12 protein-coding genes are annotated in these 13508 nt (G+C 64.2%); 8 read left to right on the forward strand and 4 right to left on the reverse strand.

From position 1 onward, the window contains the following. The first annotated feature begins 2 nt into the window (after nucleotides 1–2). Genes E1J61_RS02255 through E1J61_RS02265 form a run of 3 tightly spaced genes read left to right on the forward strand, consistent with a single transcriptional unit; the run spans nucleotide 3 to nucleotide 4427 of the window. Nucleotides 3–1286 (forward strand): aromatic acid/H+ symport family MFS transporter, encoded by a 1284-nt coding sequence (locus tag E1J61_RS02255; protein WP_133092551.1) that lies wholly within the window; start codon nucleotides 3–5, stop codon nucleotides 1284–1286. 13 nt (nucleotides 1287–1299) lie between these two features. Beyond that, nucleotides 1300–2922, forward strand: coding sequence for a GMC family oxidoreductase (locus E1J61_RS02260; protein ID WP_133092552.1), 1623 nt, complete (start codon nucleotides 1300–1302; stop codon nucleotides 2920–2922). A 26-nt stretch (nucleotides 2923–2948) separates the two neighbouring features. Further along, nucleotides 2949–4427 carry an aldehyde dehydrogenase gene (locus E1J61_RS02265; protein ID WP_133092553.1) on the forward strand — a complete coding sequence of 493 codons (1479 nt, stop codon included), beginning with the start codon at nucleotides 2949–2951 and terminating at the stop codon, nucleotides 4425–4427. Between the two features lie 101 nt (nucleotides 4428–4528). Here E1J61_RS02265 and E1J61_RS02270 read toward each other — a convergent pair whose 3' ends face one another. Then, nucleotides 4529–5476, reverse strand: a complete 948-nt coding sequence (locus tag E1J61_RS02270) for a LysR family transcriptional regulator (RefSeq protein ID WP_133092554.1) — start codon at nucleotides 5474–5476, stop codon at nucleotides 4529–4531. Nucleotides 5477–5589: 113 nt separating this feature from the next. Here E1J61_RS02270 and E1J61_RS02275 point away from each other — a divergent pair, with 113 nt between their 5' ends. From E1J61_RS02275 to E1J61_RS02295, 5 genes are all read left to right on the forward strand, one after another. Continuing rightward, nucleotides 5590–6507, forward strand: a complete 918-nt coding sequence (locus tag E1J61_RS02275) for an alpha/beta hydrolase (RefSeq protein WP_133092555.1) — start codon at nucleotides 5590–5592, stop codon at nucleotides 6505–6507. 132 nt (nucleotides 6508–6639) lie between these two features. Continuing rightward, nucleotides 6640–7575: an alpha/beta hydrolase gene (locus E1J61_RS02280; RefSeq protein WP_133092556.1), complete on the forward strand. Its 936-nt coding sequence runs from the start codon at nucleotides 6640–6642 to the stop codon at nucleotides 7573–7575. A 94-nt stretch (nucleotides 7576–7669) separates the two neighbouring features. Continuing rightward, on the forward strand, nucleotides 7670–8371 hold the full coding sequence (locus E1J61_RS02285; protein WP_243736734.1) for an SDR family oxidoreductase: 702 nt from the start codon (nucleotides 7670–7672) through the stop codon (nucleotides 8369–8371). Between the two features lie 280 nt (nucleotides 8372–8651). After that, the gene (locus E1J61_RS02290; RefSeq protein ID WP_207951169.1) at nucleotides 8652–9326 is read left to right on the forward strand and encodes a flavodoxin; all 675 of its coding nucleotides are present in this window, start codon (nucleotides 8652–8654) and stop codon (nucleotides 9324–9326) included. Between the two features lie 260 nt (nucleotides 9327–9586). Further along, nucleotides 9587–10366, forward strand: a complete 780-nt coding sequence (locus E1J61_RS02295) for an IclR family transcriptional regulator (protein ID WP_133092557.1) — start codon at nucleotides 9587–9589, stop codon at nucleotides 10364–10366. A 39-nt stretch (nucleotides 10367–10405) separates the two neighbouring features. On the opposite strand, the gene E1J61_RS02300 is transcribed toward E1J61_RS02295, so the two are convergent. The 3 genes from E1J61_RS02300 to E1J61_RS02310 all read right to left on the reverse strand — a co-directional run bounded on the left by E1J61_RS02300 (nucleotide 10406) and on the right by E1J61_RS02310 (nucleotide 13487). Continuing rightward, nucleotides 10406–11209 carry an IclR family transcriptional regulator gene (locus tag E1J61_RS02300; protein ID WP_243736735.1) on the reverse strand — a complete coding sequence of 268 codons (804 nt, stop codon included), beginning with the start codon at nucleotides 11207–11209 and terminating at the stop codon, nucleotides 10406–10408. Nucleotides 11210–11423: 214 nt separating this feature from the next. After that, entirely contained in the window at nucleotides 11424–12107 is a 684-nt protein-coding gene (locus tag E1J61_RS02305; RefSeq protein ID WP_133092559.1) for a nitroreductase, read from the reverse strand. A 213-nt stretch (nucleotides 12108–12320) separates the two neighbouring features. Continuing rightward, entirely contained in the window at nucleotides 12321–13487 is a 1167-nt protein-coding gene (locus E1J61_RS02310) for an acyl-CoA dehydrogenase family protein (protein ID WP_133092560.1), read from the reverse strand. Nucleotides 13488–13508 lie beyond the last annotated feature (21 nt).

Genomic DNA, 13508 nt, shown 5'->3' on the forward strand with positions numbered 1-13508 from the left:
CCATGCATCAAAACTTGCCAACCCGAAGCAGTCTGTCCGTCGTCATTCTATGTTTCCTGACGCTCGTGGCCGATGGCTATGACCTCATCGTCTACGGCGCCACCATTCCGCGGCTGCTGGAAGAGCCCGGCTGGGGCCTGAGCCCCACCGCGGCAGGCATGATCGGAAGCTGGACCCTGGTGGGCATGATGGTTGGCCTGGCGGCGGCCGGCCCGCTGACCGATCGCGTCGGCAGGCGCAACCTGATCATGATCGGCGTGCTGTGGTTCTCGCTCGGCTCGATCGTCTGCGCGCTGGCGACTTCCCCGATGTTCCTGGGCACGGCCCGCTTCCTGACCGGCATCGGGCTGGGTGGCGTGGTGCCGTCAGCCGTGGCGCTCACGGTCGAATATGCGCCGCGCAACCGGCGTCAGTGGTACAACGCGCTGACGCTGACCGGCTATTCGGTGGGCGGCATCATCTGTGCCTTCATCGCCATTGCCCTGCTGCAGTCGCATGGCTGGCGCACGCTCTATGCGCTGGGCGGCTTCTATGCGCTGATCCTGCCGGTGATGTACGTGGCCCTGCCCGAGTCGGTCAACTTCCTGGTCGACCGCGGCCGCATGGATGAGGCGCGCAAGCTGGCCGCGCGCTATTCGCTCGATTTCGACCAGATCCTGCGCGAGCAGGAGGCGCAGCGCCGTTCGCAGGACAAGGTCGCAGGCGCGCGTGGATACCGCCTGCTGCTGTCGGCCGATTTCCGCGCTTCCACGATGCTGTTCGCATTCGTGGCCTTCTGTGTGCAGCTGATCGTCTATGGGCTGAATGCGTGGCTGCCGCAGCTGATGCGCAAGGCGGGTTATCCGCTTGGCTCTTCGCTGCAGTTCCTGCTGGTGATGCAGCTTGGCGCCGTAGTGGGCATGCTCGGTGGCTCCTGGCTCGCCGACCGGCTGGGCTCGAAGCGCGTGATCATTCCGTTCTTCGCCATCGGCGTGCTGTCACTGGTTGCGCTCAGCCAAAAGCTGGAGTTCGAATGGCTGATGCTGGCGGTGTTCGGCGCCGGGATCGGCTCGATCGGCACCAGCTCGCTGGTCTACGGCTACATCGCTACGCACTTCCCCACTTCCTGCCGGGGCTCGGCGCTCGGGGCTTCGCAGGCGCTCGGCCGGTTCGGCTCTGTCCTCGGGCCGCTGATCGGCGGATGGATCGTCGGCTCGAACCTGGGGATGCACTGGAATTTCTATGCGTTCATCGTCCCGGCGGTGATGGCGGCCGTGTTCGTGCCGCTGATCCCGAAGACCCGGTAAGCCGGCCCGCCCTATGGAGACCTACGACTACATCGTGGTGGGCGCCGGCTCGTCCGGATGCGTGGTGGCAAGCCGCCTGTCGGCGGACCCCGCCGTGCGCGTGCTGCTGCTGGAGGCTGGCGCGGACATGGACAACTTCTGGGTGCGCACCCCGGCGGGCGCCGGCAAGCTGTTCATGGACAAGCAGTTCAACTGGGCCTTCAATACCGAGTCCGTGCCGACGCTGGGCGGGCGCAAGGTGTACTGGCCGCGCGGCAAGGGCCTTGGAGGCAGCAGCTCGATCAACGGCATGATCTACATGCGCGGCCAGCCGGGCGATTTCGACCACTGGGCGGCCCTGGGCAATGAAGGATGGGGCTGGGCCGACGTCCTGCCCTATTTCCTGCGCTCGGAAGCGAACCAGCGCGGCGCCAATGCCTACCATGGCGCCGATGGCCCGCTGCATGTGAGCGACCCCGCGGTCGGGCATCCGACGGCGGATGACTTCATCATCGCCGCGCATAGCGTGGGCATCCCGCGCAGCCACGATCTCAACGGACCGCCCCACGAGGGCGTCGGCTACCGGCAGTACACCATCCGCAACGGCCGCCGGCACACCTCGTACAACGCCTTTATCGAGCCGGTACGTCATCGGCACAACCTGACCGTGCGCACCGGCGTGCGGGCGACGCGGGTGGTGCTGGAATCGGGCCAGGCAACCGGCGTCGAGGTGCTGGAGCACGGCCAGCCGCGCCGGATCGCCGCCGCCCGGGAGGTGATCCTCTCTGGCGGTGCCCTCGCCTCGCCGCACCTGCTGATGTTGTCGGGAATTGGTGACGGCGCGGCCTTGCACCGGCATGGCATCGCGCCAGCTGTCGAATCGCCCGGCGTGGGGCGCAACCTGCAGGACCACTGGTTCGGGTCGCTCTCATGGCGGGTCACGCCGGAAAGCTCTTACAACCACCGGTTGCGCGGCGTGCACAAGTACCTGGAGGGCGCACGCTACCTGCTCACGCATGGTGGCTACCTCGCGCTGGGGGCAGCGCCGGCGACAGCCTATGCGCGCAGCGAGGCCAGCCGTCCGGAAGCCGACCTCCAACTGACCGTCAGCCCGATGACATTCAAGTTCACGCCGTCCGGTGAGCCGGTGGTCGATGATTTTCCGGCCATCGGCGCTTCGGTCGTGCTGCTGACGCCGGACTCGCACGGCCATATGGAACTGGCCTCGCCGGATCCCCTGCAGGCGCCCGCGTTTCATCCCAACTACCTGAGCGACCCCGGCGACATTCGCCGCACCATCGCGGGCATGCGGATCATGCGCAAGATCGTCCAGGCGCAGCCGCTGGCATCGCGCGTGGTCGCCGAGATCGCACCGGGGGCATCGACCGATACGGACGAGCAGTTGCTGGAGCATCTCAAGACCAGCGGCAACAGCGGCTGGCACCAGGTCGGCACCTGCAAGATGGGCAGCGATCCGCTCGCCGTGGTGGACGCGCGGCTGCGCGTGCGAGGCGTCCAAGGGCTGCGGGTCGTCGACGCATCGATCATGCCCAGGATCGTGGCAGGCAACACCAATGCGCCGTGCATCATGATCGGCGAGAAAGCCGCGGACATGATCCGTGCCGATGCGGTGCCAGCGCGCGCCGTCAAATCCTGATTCCGTCCATAACAAAACGATAAACCATGATGAACACCGAACGCACCATCCCGCTGACGCATCCCGGCTGCTTCTATATCGACGGCCAATGGGTGCCTGCCGGCAACACCGACCTGTTCGAGGTCCTCGATTGCAGCACCGAAACCGTGGCGGCACGCGTTGCCATGGCCGATACCGCGGAAGCTGCGCGGGCCGTCGAGGCTGCACGCCGGGCATTCGACCAGGGCCCATGGCCGCGCCTGGCGCCACAGGAGCGAGCAGCTTATCTCCAGAAGATCGCGCAACGCCTGGAGGCATTGAATGACGATTTCGCGCGCGGCTGGACCATCGAATCAGGCATCCTGCACAAGATCGCACGGCCCCGTATCGGCCAGTTTCTCGGCGGGGCGTTTCGCCAGTACGCCGACATGGTGCAGACCTACCCCTTTGTCGAGCCGCATCGGTCGGCGACCGGGCACCAGGCCTGCAGCGTCAAGGAACCCGTGGGCGTAGTACTGGCCATCGTTCCCTGGAACGGCCCCGCGGCACTGACCGCGTACAAGGTTGCACCCGCGCTGCTGGCGGGCTGCACGGTCATCATCAAGCCGTCGCCGGAGGCTCCCACCTCCGCCTATCTGTTCGCCCAGGTATGCGAGGAAGTCGGCCTGCCGCCCGGCGTGGTCAATATGGTGACCGCCGATCGCAACGTGTCCGAGGCCCTGGTTCGCCACCCTGGCGTGGACAAAATCACCTTCACCGGCTCGACTGCGGCAGGCCGGAGCATTGGCGCGGCGGCGGCCGAGCGGGTGGCACGAGTCACGCTGGAGCTGGGCGGCAAGTCGCCTGCCGTGATCCTGGATGACTACGACATCGACACCGCGGCCGGGACCATCGGCGGCGCCTACTTCGGTTACCTCACCGGACAGGTTTGCCACAGCCTGACCCGCATCATCGTCCCGCGTGCCAGGCACGACGCCATGGTAGAGGCCCTGAGCGAGGTGGCGCGCGCCATGGTGCTGGGCGATCCGTTCGACGACGCTACCACCGTCGGCCCGCTGGCGACGGCGCGCCAGCGCGAGACCGTAGAGCGCTATGTGGCCAGGGGCATTGCCGAGGGCGCCACCCTGGCTGCGGGCGGCTCCCGCCCCCGTCACCTGGAGCGCGGCTTCTTCTTCGAGCCCACGGTGTTCGGCAACGTCGACAACCGTTCGACCATTGCCCAGGAAGAGATCTTTGGTCCCGTGCTGTCCGTGATTCCGGCGGACAGCGAGGCGCAGGCGGTCGAACTCGCCAACGACACCATCTTTGGCCTGAACGCCGTGGTGTTCACGCATGACACTCAACGCGCGCAGGATGTCGCGCGGCGATTGCGAGCCGGCACCGTGGGACACAACGCTTCGCGCACGGATTTCTCGATTGGTTTCGGAGGCTTCAAGCAATCCGGGATCGGGCGTGAAGGCGGGGTTGAAGGACTCAACGCCTTCCTGGAATCCAAGACCATCGTGCTCGACAAACTGCTGACTTGAACGCCGCCTCGTTCGGCGCCACCAGAGGGCGCCGCTATGCGTCGGCGTTATGCACGCGAGCCCGCGAGCTGCTGGCAGGCTGACGTGCCAACGAAATTGCGCTAGACAGTCCGGCTGCCTCGACTCTCATGCTCAAGCTGTTCGCGCTGCTCAACCAGAAAGTCCATCAGGGCCCGTATCTTGGTGGGCATTTGCGCGCGTGACGGTACATAGAGAAAAAAGCCTGGAAACGGCCTGCACCACGGGCGCAACACGCGAACCAGCGAGCCATCGGCCAGATGGTGGCGCACACACAGGTCGATGTGCTGCACCAGTCCCACACCTTGCACGGCGGCGCGCAGCATGCTGTCGTCGTCGTTGAAGACGGCGTTGCCCTGAGGTTCGAAAACGATGGTGCGCCCCTCAGCATCTGGCGAGGCGAATGACCAGCGGTCAATCGTGCCACTGGAGGTGAAGCGGTAGGACAAGCAGTTGTGCCGCATCAGGTCGGCGGGAGATTCAGGCACCCCGTGACGCTCGAAGTAGGCTGGTGCGCCGACGATGGCCATCTCCAGCATGGGCGTAACAGGCACGGCCACCATGTGTTCATCCAGGCTCTCGCCCAGGCGGATGCCGGCATCAAGCCCCTCGGCCACGATGTTTGAAAACCCATCGTTGATTACCAGCTCCAGCCGGAGCTTGGGATAGCGCGCCAGGAATTCGGCCAGCCGCGGCTCCAACAGCAGCCGGGCTGCGACTCGGGAGGTATTCATGCGGATCAGGCCCGACGGCTCGCTTTGGGCCTCGCCCAATTCGGCCACTGCCCGTTCGATAGCGGCCAACGCTGGCTTCAAGGTATCGAACAGACGCTGCCCTTCCTCGGTCAGCGACATGTCCCGTGTTGTGCGATGCAGTAGTCGCACGTTCAGTTGCCCCTCCAGCGCTTTCAAGTGTTGTGAGAGGGCTGCACGCGACACCTCCATTTCCATGGCGGCCTTAGTAAAGCTGCGATGACGGGCAACGTGTGCGAACCAAGCCAGGGCCGGAAGGAGTGAGGGTTCTATTGGCATATTGTTAAGTCTAGCTTAACTCTGATGTCTTTTTAAGCATGTTTTTCTGGTGCAATTCGCTTCCTATCATGTGAGCCATGACAGCTTTTACTCGCAACCCGGAGTCACCCACCATGCAAAAAGTCAGTTTCAAGAACCTGAATGGCCAAGGCGTCAGCATCGCCGCAGTGCTCTACTTCCCGGAAGGCTTCGACCAGAGCAAGAAGTATCCGGCCGTCGTCGTCACGCACCCCGGCGGTGGCGTGAAGGAGCAGACGGCCGGCCTGTATGCGAAGAAGCTGGCCGGGAACGGCCTGGTCGCCATCGCGTTCGATGCCTCCTACCAGGGCGAGAGCACCGGTGAGCCGCGCCAACTCGAGAACCCGTACATCCGCACGGAAGACATCAGCGCGGTGATCGACTATCTGACGACGCTGCCATACATCGATCAGGACAAGATCGGCGCCATGGGCATCTGCGCAGGCGGTGGTTACACGGCCAACGCGGCCATCAACGACCGGCGCATCCAGGCAGTGGGCACAGTCAGCGCGGTAAACATCGGCCAGATGTTCCGCAACGGCTGGGAAAACACGGTCAAGGACGCGGACGCTCTCCCTCTGCTCGAACTTGGCTCCGGGTCCCGCACCGGCGACGCAGGCAAGGCCGAGCTTGCCACACTGCCGCTGGCCCCAATGCGAAAGGAAGACGCGCCGAACAAGGAGCTGGAAGAGGCCTGGGAGTACTACCACACGCCGCGCAGCGAGCATCCGAACGCGCCCGGCCTCATGACTGCCCGCAGCCTTAACCAGATCATCACTTACGACGCCTACAACAAGGCCGAGGCGTTCCTGACGCAGCCGCTCCAGATCGTCGCCGGCAACGTTGCCGGCAGCAAGTGGATGAGCGATGACCTGTTCAGCCGCGCGGCCAGCAAGGACAAGAGCTTCCACGTAGTGGAAGGCGCCAACCACATGTCGCTGTACGACGTCACGAAGTACGTTGACGAGGCCGTCTCGGTGCTTGCGCCGTTTTTCCAGCGCACGCTGAAGTAACCCCCCCTGGGCGCGGCGCCCTGAACTGGAGCCGCGCCTCCCCCAAGGCACAAGGCGCTGGCAGGAGAGTCACGCGCTTTGCGCCGCCTGCCAAGCCTGCCCCAAAGCCGGAACATCGACTGGAAACGCATCATGACCTCGAGCACCATCAAGAACGTCACTTACAAGAACCTGGGTTGGGATTCTGCGGCCGACCTCTATCTGCCGCCGAACTTCGACGAAAGCAGGAAGTACCCCGCCATCGTCAGCACCCACCCGATCGGAAGCTGCAAGGAGCAGACCTCAGGCAACATCTACGCATCGGCACTGGCCAGGGAAGGCTTCGTCGTCATCGCGTTCGACGCGAGCTTTCAGGGCGCCAGCGGCGGATCGCCCCGCTTCATCGAAGACCCGGCGATCCGTGTGTCGGATATCCGGTTTGCCATCGATTACGTGGTCACGCTGCCGTACGTCGATGCGGAGCGCATCGGCGCCATTGGCGTGTGCGGCGGCGGTGCCTACACGATTCACGCCGCCATGACCGACCACCGCATCAAGGCGTTGGCATCGATCACTGGCGTCAACTTCGGCCGCCTGATCCGCGAAGGCTTCAGCAACTTCGACCCGGTCGGCGCGCTGCAAGCCATGGGGAAGCAGCGCACGGCGGAAGCCCAGGGCGCCGAGCGCAACGTCATCAACTATCTTCCCGCATCGGTAGAGGAAGGCAGGAAGAACGGCATCACGGACATCGACGTGCTGGAAGCCACTGATTACTACAAGACCCCGCGTGGCCAGAAGCCACACGGTGCCACTAGCGGACTGTTCTCCTTCAACAGCGCCGCCGTGGCCTGGGACGCGTTCCACCATGCCGAGGTGTTGCTCACCCAGCCGCTGATGGTGGTCATCGGCGACAAGCCGGGCGGTTTCGGCGCGTATCGCGACGGCTGGGAGATTTACGGCCGCGCCGCGTCGAAGACCAAGCACATCGTCGTGGCCGAGGGCTGGTCGCACTACGATCTGTATGACCAGCCCGAACCGGTGGCACTGGCGCTGTCCAGGATAGCGCCATTCTTCAAGGAAAACCTTTAATCCGTTGCGCCGGTGCCGCTGCTCCACCTGGCGGCAGCATGAGCCGTGCTGTTGCCGGCTGGGCACCGTGACAACGGTGTGTACGTGGGGCCGCATGACGGGGGCACTGGTTCAGGCCTCCAGCCCGGACCGGCGCCTCGGCATAAGGGAAGGAATGATGAAGAATCTACTGATACTGGGCGCCAGCGGGCAGATTGCACAATGGGTGATCGAAGCACTGGCAGACCGCAGCGATACGGCGTTGACACTCCTGCTGCGCAACCCAAAGAGGATTTCCGGCAAGGAACCCTCGAATGCGAAAGTCGTTATTGGCAACGTCCTGGACAGGAAACTGCTCAGGCAGGTCCTGCCTGGACAAGACATCGTCTACGCAAACCTGACGGGCGAAGACCTGGACGCACAGGCCAGAAGCGTCATCGCGGCCATGCAGGCGACCGGCGTCAAGCGCCTGGTCTTCGTGCTGTCGTTGGGCATCTATGACGAAGTGCCGGGCGAGTTCGGCGAATGGAACCGGGCCACCATCGGTAAAGAGCTCGAGCCCTTCCGGCGCGCCGCCGACGCCATCGAAGCCTCGGGCCTGGATTACACCATCCTGCGTCCAGCCTGGCTGACCGATGAGGATGAGGTGGACTACGAGCTGACCGAGCTCCATGAGCCTTTCAAGGGCACCGTGGTGTCGCGCAAGAGCGTGGCGGATCTGATCGTGAAGGTCGTGGAATCGCCCCGGTTGCACTCCAGTGCCAACCTCGGCGTGAACAAGCCAAACACCGACGGCTGCAAGCCGCATTTCATGTAGGCCGGCGCGGAGCAGCAAAGGCATCCGCGTGTCGCCGATCCGCCCGGACTGAGCAGGCCGCTGACGAGTCGTGCGACGACATGAGGAAAGCCCGCAAGGCCGTGGACGCCCGCCCTGATCTTGCAGACGTGGCCCAGGCACTACCTTTGCGCAGCCGGCGCGGGTGCTGGTCAACGACCTTGCCATCTGGCCGGTACTGCAGTTCGTGCCTTGATCGTTCGGTAGGCGTACCGCACGACCACGTCCCCCTGTATGTACCCAACGTGACAGGAATCCATCCGTGGGAAAGCCGATTTCCATCATGCAATGGCTAATGATCGCACTGGGGCTGGCCCTGGTCGCTGCGGCACTTTTGCCGATCACGGTCACCTGGATCGAGAAGCGCCAGGCACGCCAGGTACGGGATATGGCCCCTTACCCACCAACCGCCGTCCAATCCGGTCAGACTGCGGTGGTGTACTTCTCTCGCTCGGGTAACACGGCACTGGCCGCACGCCATGTGGCGCAGCGGCTGAATGCGCAACTGTTCGAGCTGCAAGCGACCGACTATGCACTGGGTCTGGGGGGTTGGGCACATGCGATGAACGACGCGCGCAAGCACGTGGCAGACATCACGCCACGCACCATCGACTTGACGCAATTCGACACGGTCTATCTCGGCTCGCCGGTCTGGCTCTACAGCCCAGCCCCGCCCATCTGGGCCTTCGCGGAAAACAACCGCTTCGACGGCAAGCGCGTCATCCTGTTCAACACCTTCAACAGCCATGTCGGCGCCGAGTACATCGAAGCCTTCCGGGACACGGTGATGCAGCGCGGCGCCCGCTCCTTCGAGCACCGCCACATCCTGCGAGGACGCATGACCCAACAGATTACGCCCGACGAGATGCTGAAGGCGATCGATGCCGAGTGGTTTGCGGATGAAAGCGCTACCTCGGTCAAGGAGTCAGCAAGCTAACTGCAATGCCATCGCGATAGACAGGCGGTCCGGCACCAGGGCCGCACGGATACTGGAACCGTACAGATCGTACCGCGCCGCATCAAATGGCAATCAGCGAAATCGTGGTTCGCCGCCCGGGAACACCTGCCGGCCTGGTTCGCGTTCCGGCAACCGCCGGCTCGCGAATCGGCATTTGAGCCGCGCGGTTGCCGCCTCTACTATCAGTTATCAGTTCCAGTGGTAGGGAAAACACAGCGCACGCCAATGCGAACCCATTCATGACACGTCCCGCACAGATCACGATGACCCTGGAACGGGGCCTTCATGTGCTTCGCGCCTTCCGTGCCGAGCGTACGACGCTCACAAACAGCGAGATCGTCAAGCGTACCGGTCTGCCGAAAGCCACGGTATCGCGGCTGACCACCACCCTGATTGCGCTTGGCTTCCTGCGCCGCGTTGCCGGCAGCACGCAGTTCGAGCTGGCTCCGGCTTCTCTCCACATCGGGGACACCTACCTCGAAACCAACCCGGTCACCGATCGCGTGCATCCCTTCCTGCAGGAACTGGCGGACCAGCTCAATGTGTCGGTCGCTCTTGCCGTGCCCGATCAGCTCGACATGCTCTATATCGCGCATCGAACCAGTTCGCGCATTGCGACGCTGCGCCTCGGCGTGGGCTCGCTGCTGCCGATGGGCTGGACGGCAACCGGCCGTGCCTGGCTGTGGGGCTTGCGCCCCGATGCCCGGCATGAATACCTGGAAAGCCTCAAGCGCGCGGACGGCGCGCGCATCGCCGAACTCGAACGCGGCATCGCTGCGGCCTTCCAGGAACTGCAGACCGTTGGAGTCTGTACTTCCCTGGGCAAGTATCAGCGTAACGCTTACGGGGTTGCCCTGCCTGTCACGGTGGGACGTGCGGCCACACTGATGTCGCTGAGCTGCGGCGCGGTTGAGCTGGAGCCGGACATGGCAGCCATCACAGAACGCCTCGCGCCTGTGCTGAAGGCCGCAGCAGCGGACCTCGTCGAACTGCTGCGAGATGTTGATACGCGGATCTGACGGTCAATCCGAGGCGCCTTCCCGGGCGCCACTGCGGCATCAGTGACGCGTGCTCAGGCGCTCCTCCAAGGCATGCGCTGTCGCAGCGAGCCTCGGGCCCAACTCCCGCTCCATCCTGGCCCGATTCATGCCCGCGCTGCGGCCAACGCTGGCCAGCACCAGTGACGGATGTCCCGGCACACTGACAGGTACCGCAACCGAAGCCAGCTCGCGCCCGCAAGGCGACATGCAGAAGCCATACTGGTGGAGCTGCGACATGCCCTCGGCCATCTGCCTGCGCAGCGAGGGCCAGTCACGGCCGCTCTTGCGCTCGACGTTGCTCTGGAGGTAGAAGCGCTCCCGTTCCGGCAATGCGGCGAGCAGCGCCCACCCCATCGGGGACGAAGCAATCGGCACGCGGATCCCGGCACCAAGGTGCGTGTCGAGATAGACGTTCTTGCCGACCTGCGATTCATTGACGATGACATCGAGCCGGTCGCGTGAACCCAGGATGACATGGGTATCGCTGGCGTCGGCAAACTTCTGCATCTCGATGCGGGCGGCGCCTTGTACGCCGTCGCCCGAGACGGCCGCGTAGCCCAGAGTCAAAGCGGCCGAGGCAAGCCGGTACTTGCGCCGGCTCTCGTCGTAGCGCACATAGCCGAGTGCTGCCAGGGAATGCAGCATCCGGGACACGGTAGGCGCCGGAATACCGGTCTCCACGGCAATCTCCTGGTTGCCCAGCCACGGATACTCAGCGCTGAATGCAGCCAGGACGGCCAGGCCGCGGGCCAGCGGCACCACCCGCACGTCACCCTTGTCGAGATCACGGTTCGATTGCATCACGGCTTGAACGGTTGCCATGGCTGTCTCCATTTTTGCCCGGCCGGCCTGCATTGGGCCGAGCCGCTATTTCCGTCACGCTTCAAGCGTAATCAGCTGGCCGCGATGGGCCAAGTTGTGTTCCGCGATGCGGCGATTCGCCAAGCGCGATCCAGCACACAGCGTGCCGGGCGGCTGCCTCAGGATAACGCCGGCCCAGGCTGCCCGGTCAGCTGGCGGCGGCTCGGCGCGCGCCTCAGACCAGGCGCAGGATATCGTCGACCCGGGCACGCTCGGTGCGGTAGCCATTCACCGGGTGTGTCCTGTCGGCGTAGCCAAAGGAGATGCCGCACACGAGTTTGCGCCCCTCCGGAATGGCAAAATAATTGCGGATGAAACTGGACTGCGTGGCCAGGGCCGCCTGCGGCGTGGTGGCCACGCCATGGGCCTGGGCTGACAGCAGGAAGGCGCTGACGAAACCGCCCGCGTCCACAGCGCCATACGTGCCCAGCTCCTCCGGCACGGTAACGATCGCCACATGCGGCGCACCGAACAGGCGGAAGTTTTCGAACGACTGGCTGTCGCGCCGCTCCTTGTCGCCGCGGCCAATCCCCAGCGCTTCATAGAGCTGAAAGCCGGCTTGGCGGCGACGGTCGAGGTAGACGCCCCGGTATTCGTCCGGAAACGGAAAGTCAGCGTCCGGTGCGGGGTGCTGCCGCACCTGCTCCATCAGCGCGTTCCTGAACTCTTCGGTGTTCTCGCCCGAAGTAATCACCAGATCCCAGGGTTGCGTGTTGCACCACGAAGCGGTGCCGCGCGCGACCTCGACGATGCTGCGGATCACGTCCTCCGGGACCCGTTCGCGCAAATAGGCGCGGCACGTGGCGCGCCCGAAGATCAAGCGCCGTAGCGCATCAATATCGGCATTGTGTGCGGTCATGGGGACCAATCCTTCCAGGAGTGAGTTCGTGCCGAGCGCCGGCCCAGCGATGCTCGCCAGCCTTCCCCGAACAGGAGAAGGTTGGCGACATGGCCTATCAGAACGACTTGAGCAAACCCAGCAAAATGTGGGCCGCGAAGTTACGCACCATTGACGCCAGCCTGCAATGAGGCCGGCTTCAGGCGATGCGGCCATCCGGGCCACTCTTTGTGGTCAATAAGACTTCGGCAGCCCGAGCTTGCGCTCGGCGATGTTCGACAGGATGAGCTGCGGGGTGACGGGCGCAATGTAGCCGATCCAGGCTTCCCGCATGAATCGCTCCACGTGATACTCCTTCGCGTAGCCGAAGCCGCCATGCGTGAGGATCGAGGTCTGGCAGGCGTTCATGCAGGCCTCGGATGCCAGCAGCTTGGCCGCATTGGCCTCGGAGCCGCAGGAGATCCCTTTGTCGTAGAGACCGGCTGCGGCGAGCAGCATGTGGTTGGCAGCCTCGAGCTCCGCCCAATTGCGGGCCAGCGGATGCTGGACACCCTGGTTCTTGCCGATCTGACGACCGAAGACGACGCGGTCCCTGGCGTATTGCGTGGCAAGCTTGAGCACCGCGCGGCCGATACCGACCTGCTCGGCGGCGACGAAAACGCGCTCCGCATTCATGCCGTGGAAGATATATTTCAGGCCCTTGCCTTCTTCACCGATCAGCGAGTCCTTGGAAACCGGCAGATCGTCGATGAACAACTCGTTGGTGTCGACAGCGCCACGGCCAAGCTTGTCGATTTCCCGAATCTCCACATACTTGCGGTCGAGCTTGGTGTAGAACAGGCTCAACCCTTCCCCGTGCTTCCTGACCTCCTCGACCGGCGTGGTGCGCGCGAGAATCAGCATGTGGTCGGCGACCTGCGCGGTCGAAATGAAGACCTTCTTGCCCGAGATCAGGTAGTTGCCATCGGGCTGCTTCTTCGCCACGACCTTGAGCTTGGTGGTATCGAGTCCCGTGTCCGGCTCGGTGACCGCGAAACACGCCTTGTGTTCACCACGGACAAAGGGCGGCAGCCAGGCCTTCTTCTGCGCATCCGTGCCGAAATGCACGACCGGCTGCAAGCCGAAGATGTTCATGTGGATAGTGGAAGCTCCCGCCTGCCCGCCGCACTCGGCCACGGTACGCAAAAAGAGCGCGGCTTCCGTCACGCCAAGGTTCGCGCCACCGAACTCCTCTGGCATGCAGATGCCGAGCCAGCCGCCACTGGCAACCGCCTCGAAGAATTCGTGCGGAAACTCGTGCTTCTTGTCCTTGTTCCGCCAGTACTCGAGCGGAAAGTCCGCACAGATCTTTTCTGCCGCATCAATAATGGCGAGCTGATCGGCGCTGAGTTGGTAATCCATCGCTTTACTCCTGCGGGTGTC

It is taken from the genome of Cupriavidus sp. L7L (genome assembly GCF_004353535.1).
Lineage (GTDB): Bacteria > Pseudomonadota > Gammaproteobacteria > Burkholderiales > Burkholderiaceae > Cupriavidus > Cupriavidus oxalaticus_A.

Bases quoted from the DNA above. Each gene is read 5' to 3' on its own strand.
- E1J61_RS02255 (WP_133092551.1), top strand. From the start codon at position 3: ATGCATCAAAACTTGCCAACCCGAAGCAGTCTGTCCGTCGTCATTCTA.
- E1J61_RS02260 (WP_133092552.1), top strand. From the start codon at position 1,300: ATGGAGACCTACGACTACATCGTGGTGGGCGCCGGCTCGTCCGGATGC.
- E1J61_RS02265 (WP_133092553.1), top strand. From the start codon at position 2,949: ATGATGAACACCGAACGCACCATCCCGCTGACGCATCCCGGCTGCTTC.
- E1J61_RS02270 (WP_133092554.1), bottom strand. From the start codon at position 5,476: ATGCCAATAGAACCCTCACTCCTTCCGGCCCTGGCTTGGTTCGCACAC.
- E1J61_RS02275 (WP_133092555.1), top strand. From the start codon at position 5,590: ATGCAAAAAGTCAGTTTCAAGAACCTGAATGGCCAAGGCGTCAGCATC.
- E1J61_RS02280 (WP_133092556.1), top strand. From the start codon at position 6,640: ATGACCTCGAGCACCATCAAGAACGTCACTTACAAGAACCTGGGTTGG.
- E1J61_RS02285 (WP_243736734.1), top strand. From the start codon at position 7,670: ATGACGGGGGCACTGGTTCAGGCCTCCAGCCCGGACCGGCGCCTCGGC.
- E1J61_RS02295 (WP_133092557.1), top strand. From the start codon at position 9,587: ATGACACGTCCCGCACAGATCACGATGACCCTGGAACGGGGCCTTCAT.
- E1J61_RS02300 (WP_243736735.1), bottom strand. From the start codon at position 11,209: ATGGCAACCGTTCAAGCCGTGATGCAATCGAACCGTGATCTCGACAAG.
- E1J61_RS02305 (WP_133092559.1), bottom strand. From the start codon at position 12,107: ATGACCGCACACAATGCCGATATTGATGCGCTACGGCGCTTGATCTTC.
- E1J61_RS02310 (WP_133092560.1), bottom strand. From the start codon at position 13,487: ATGGATTACCAACTCAGCGCCGATCAGCTCGCCATTATTGATGCGGCA.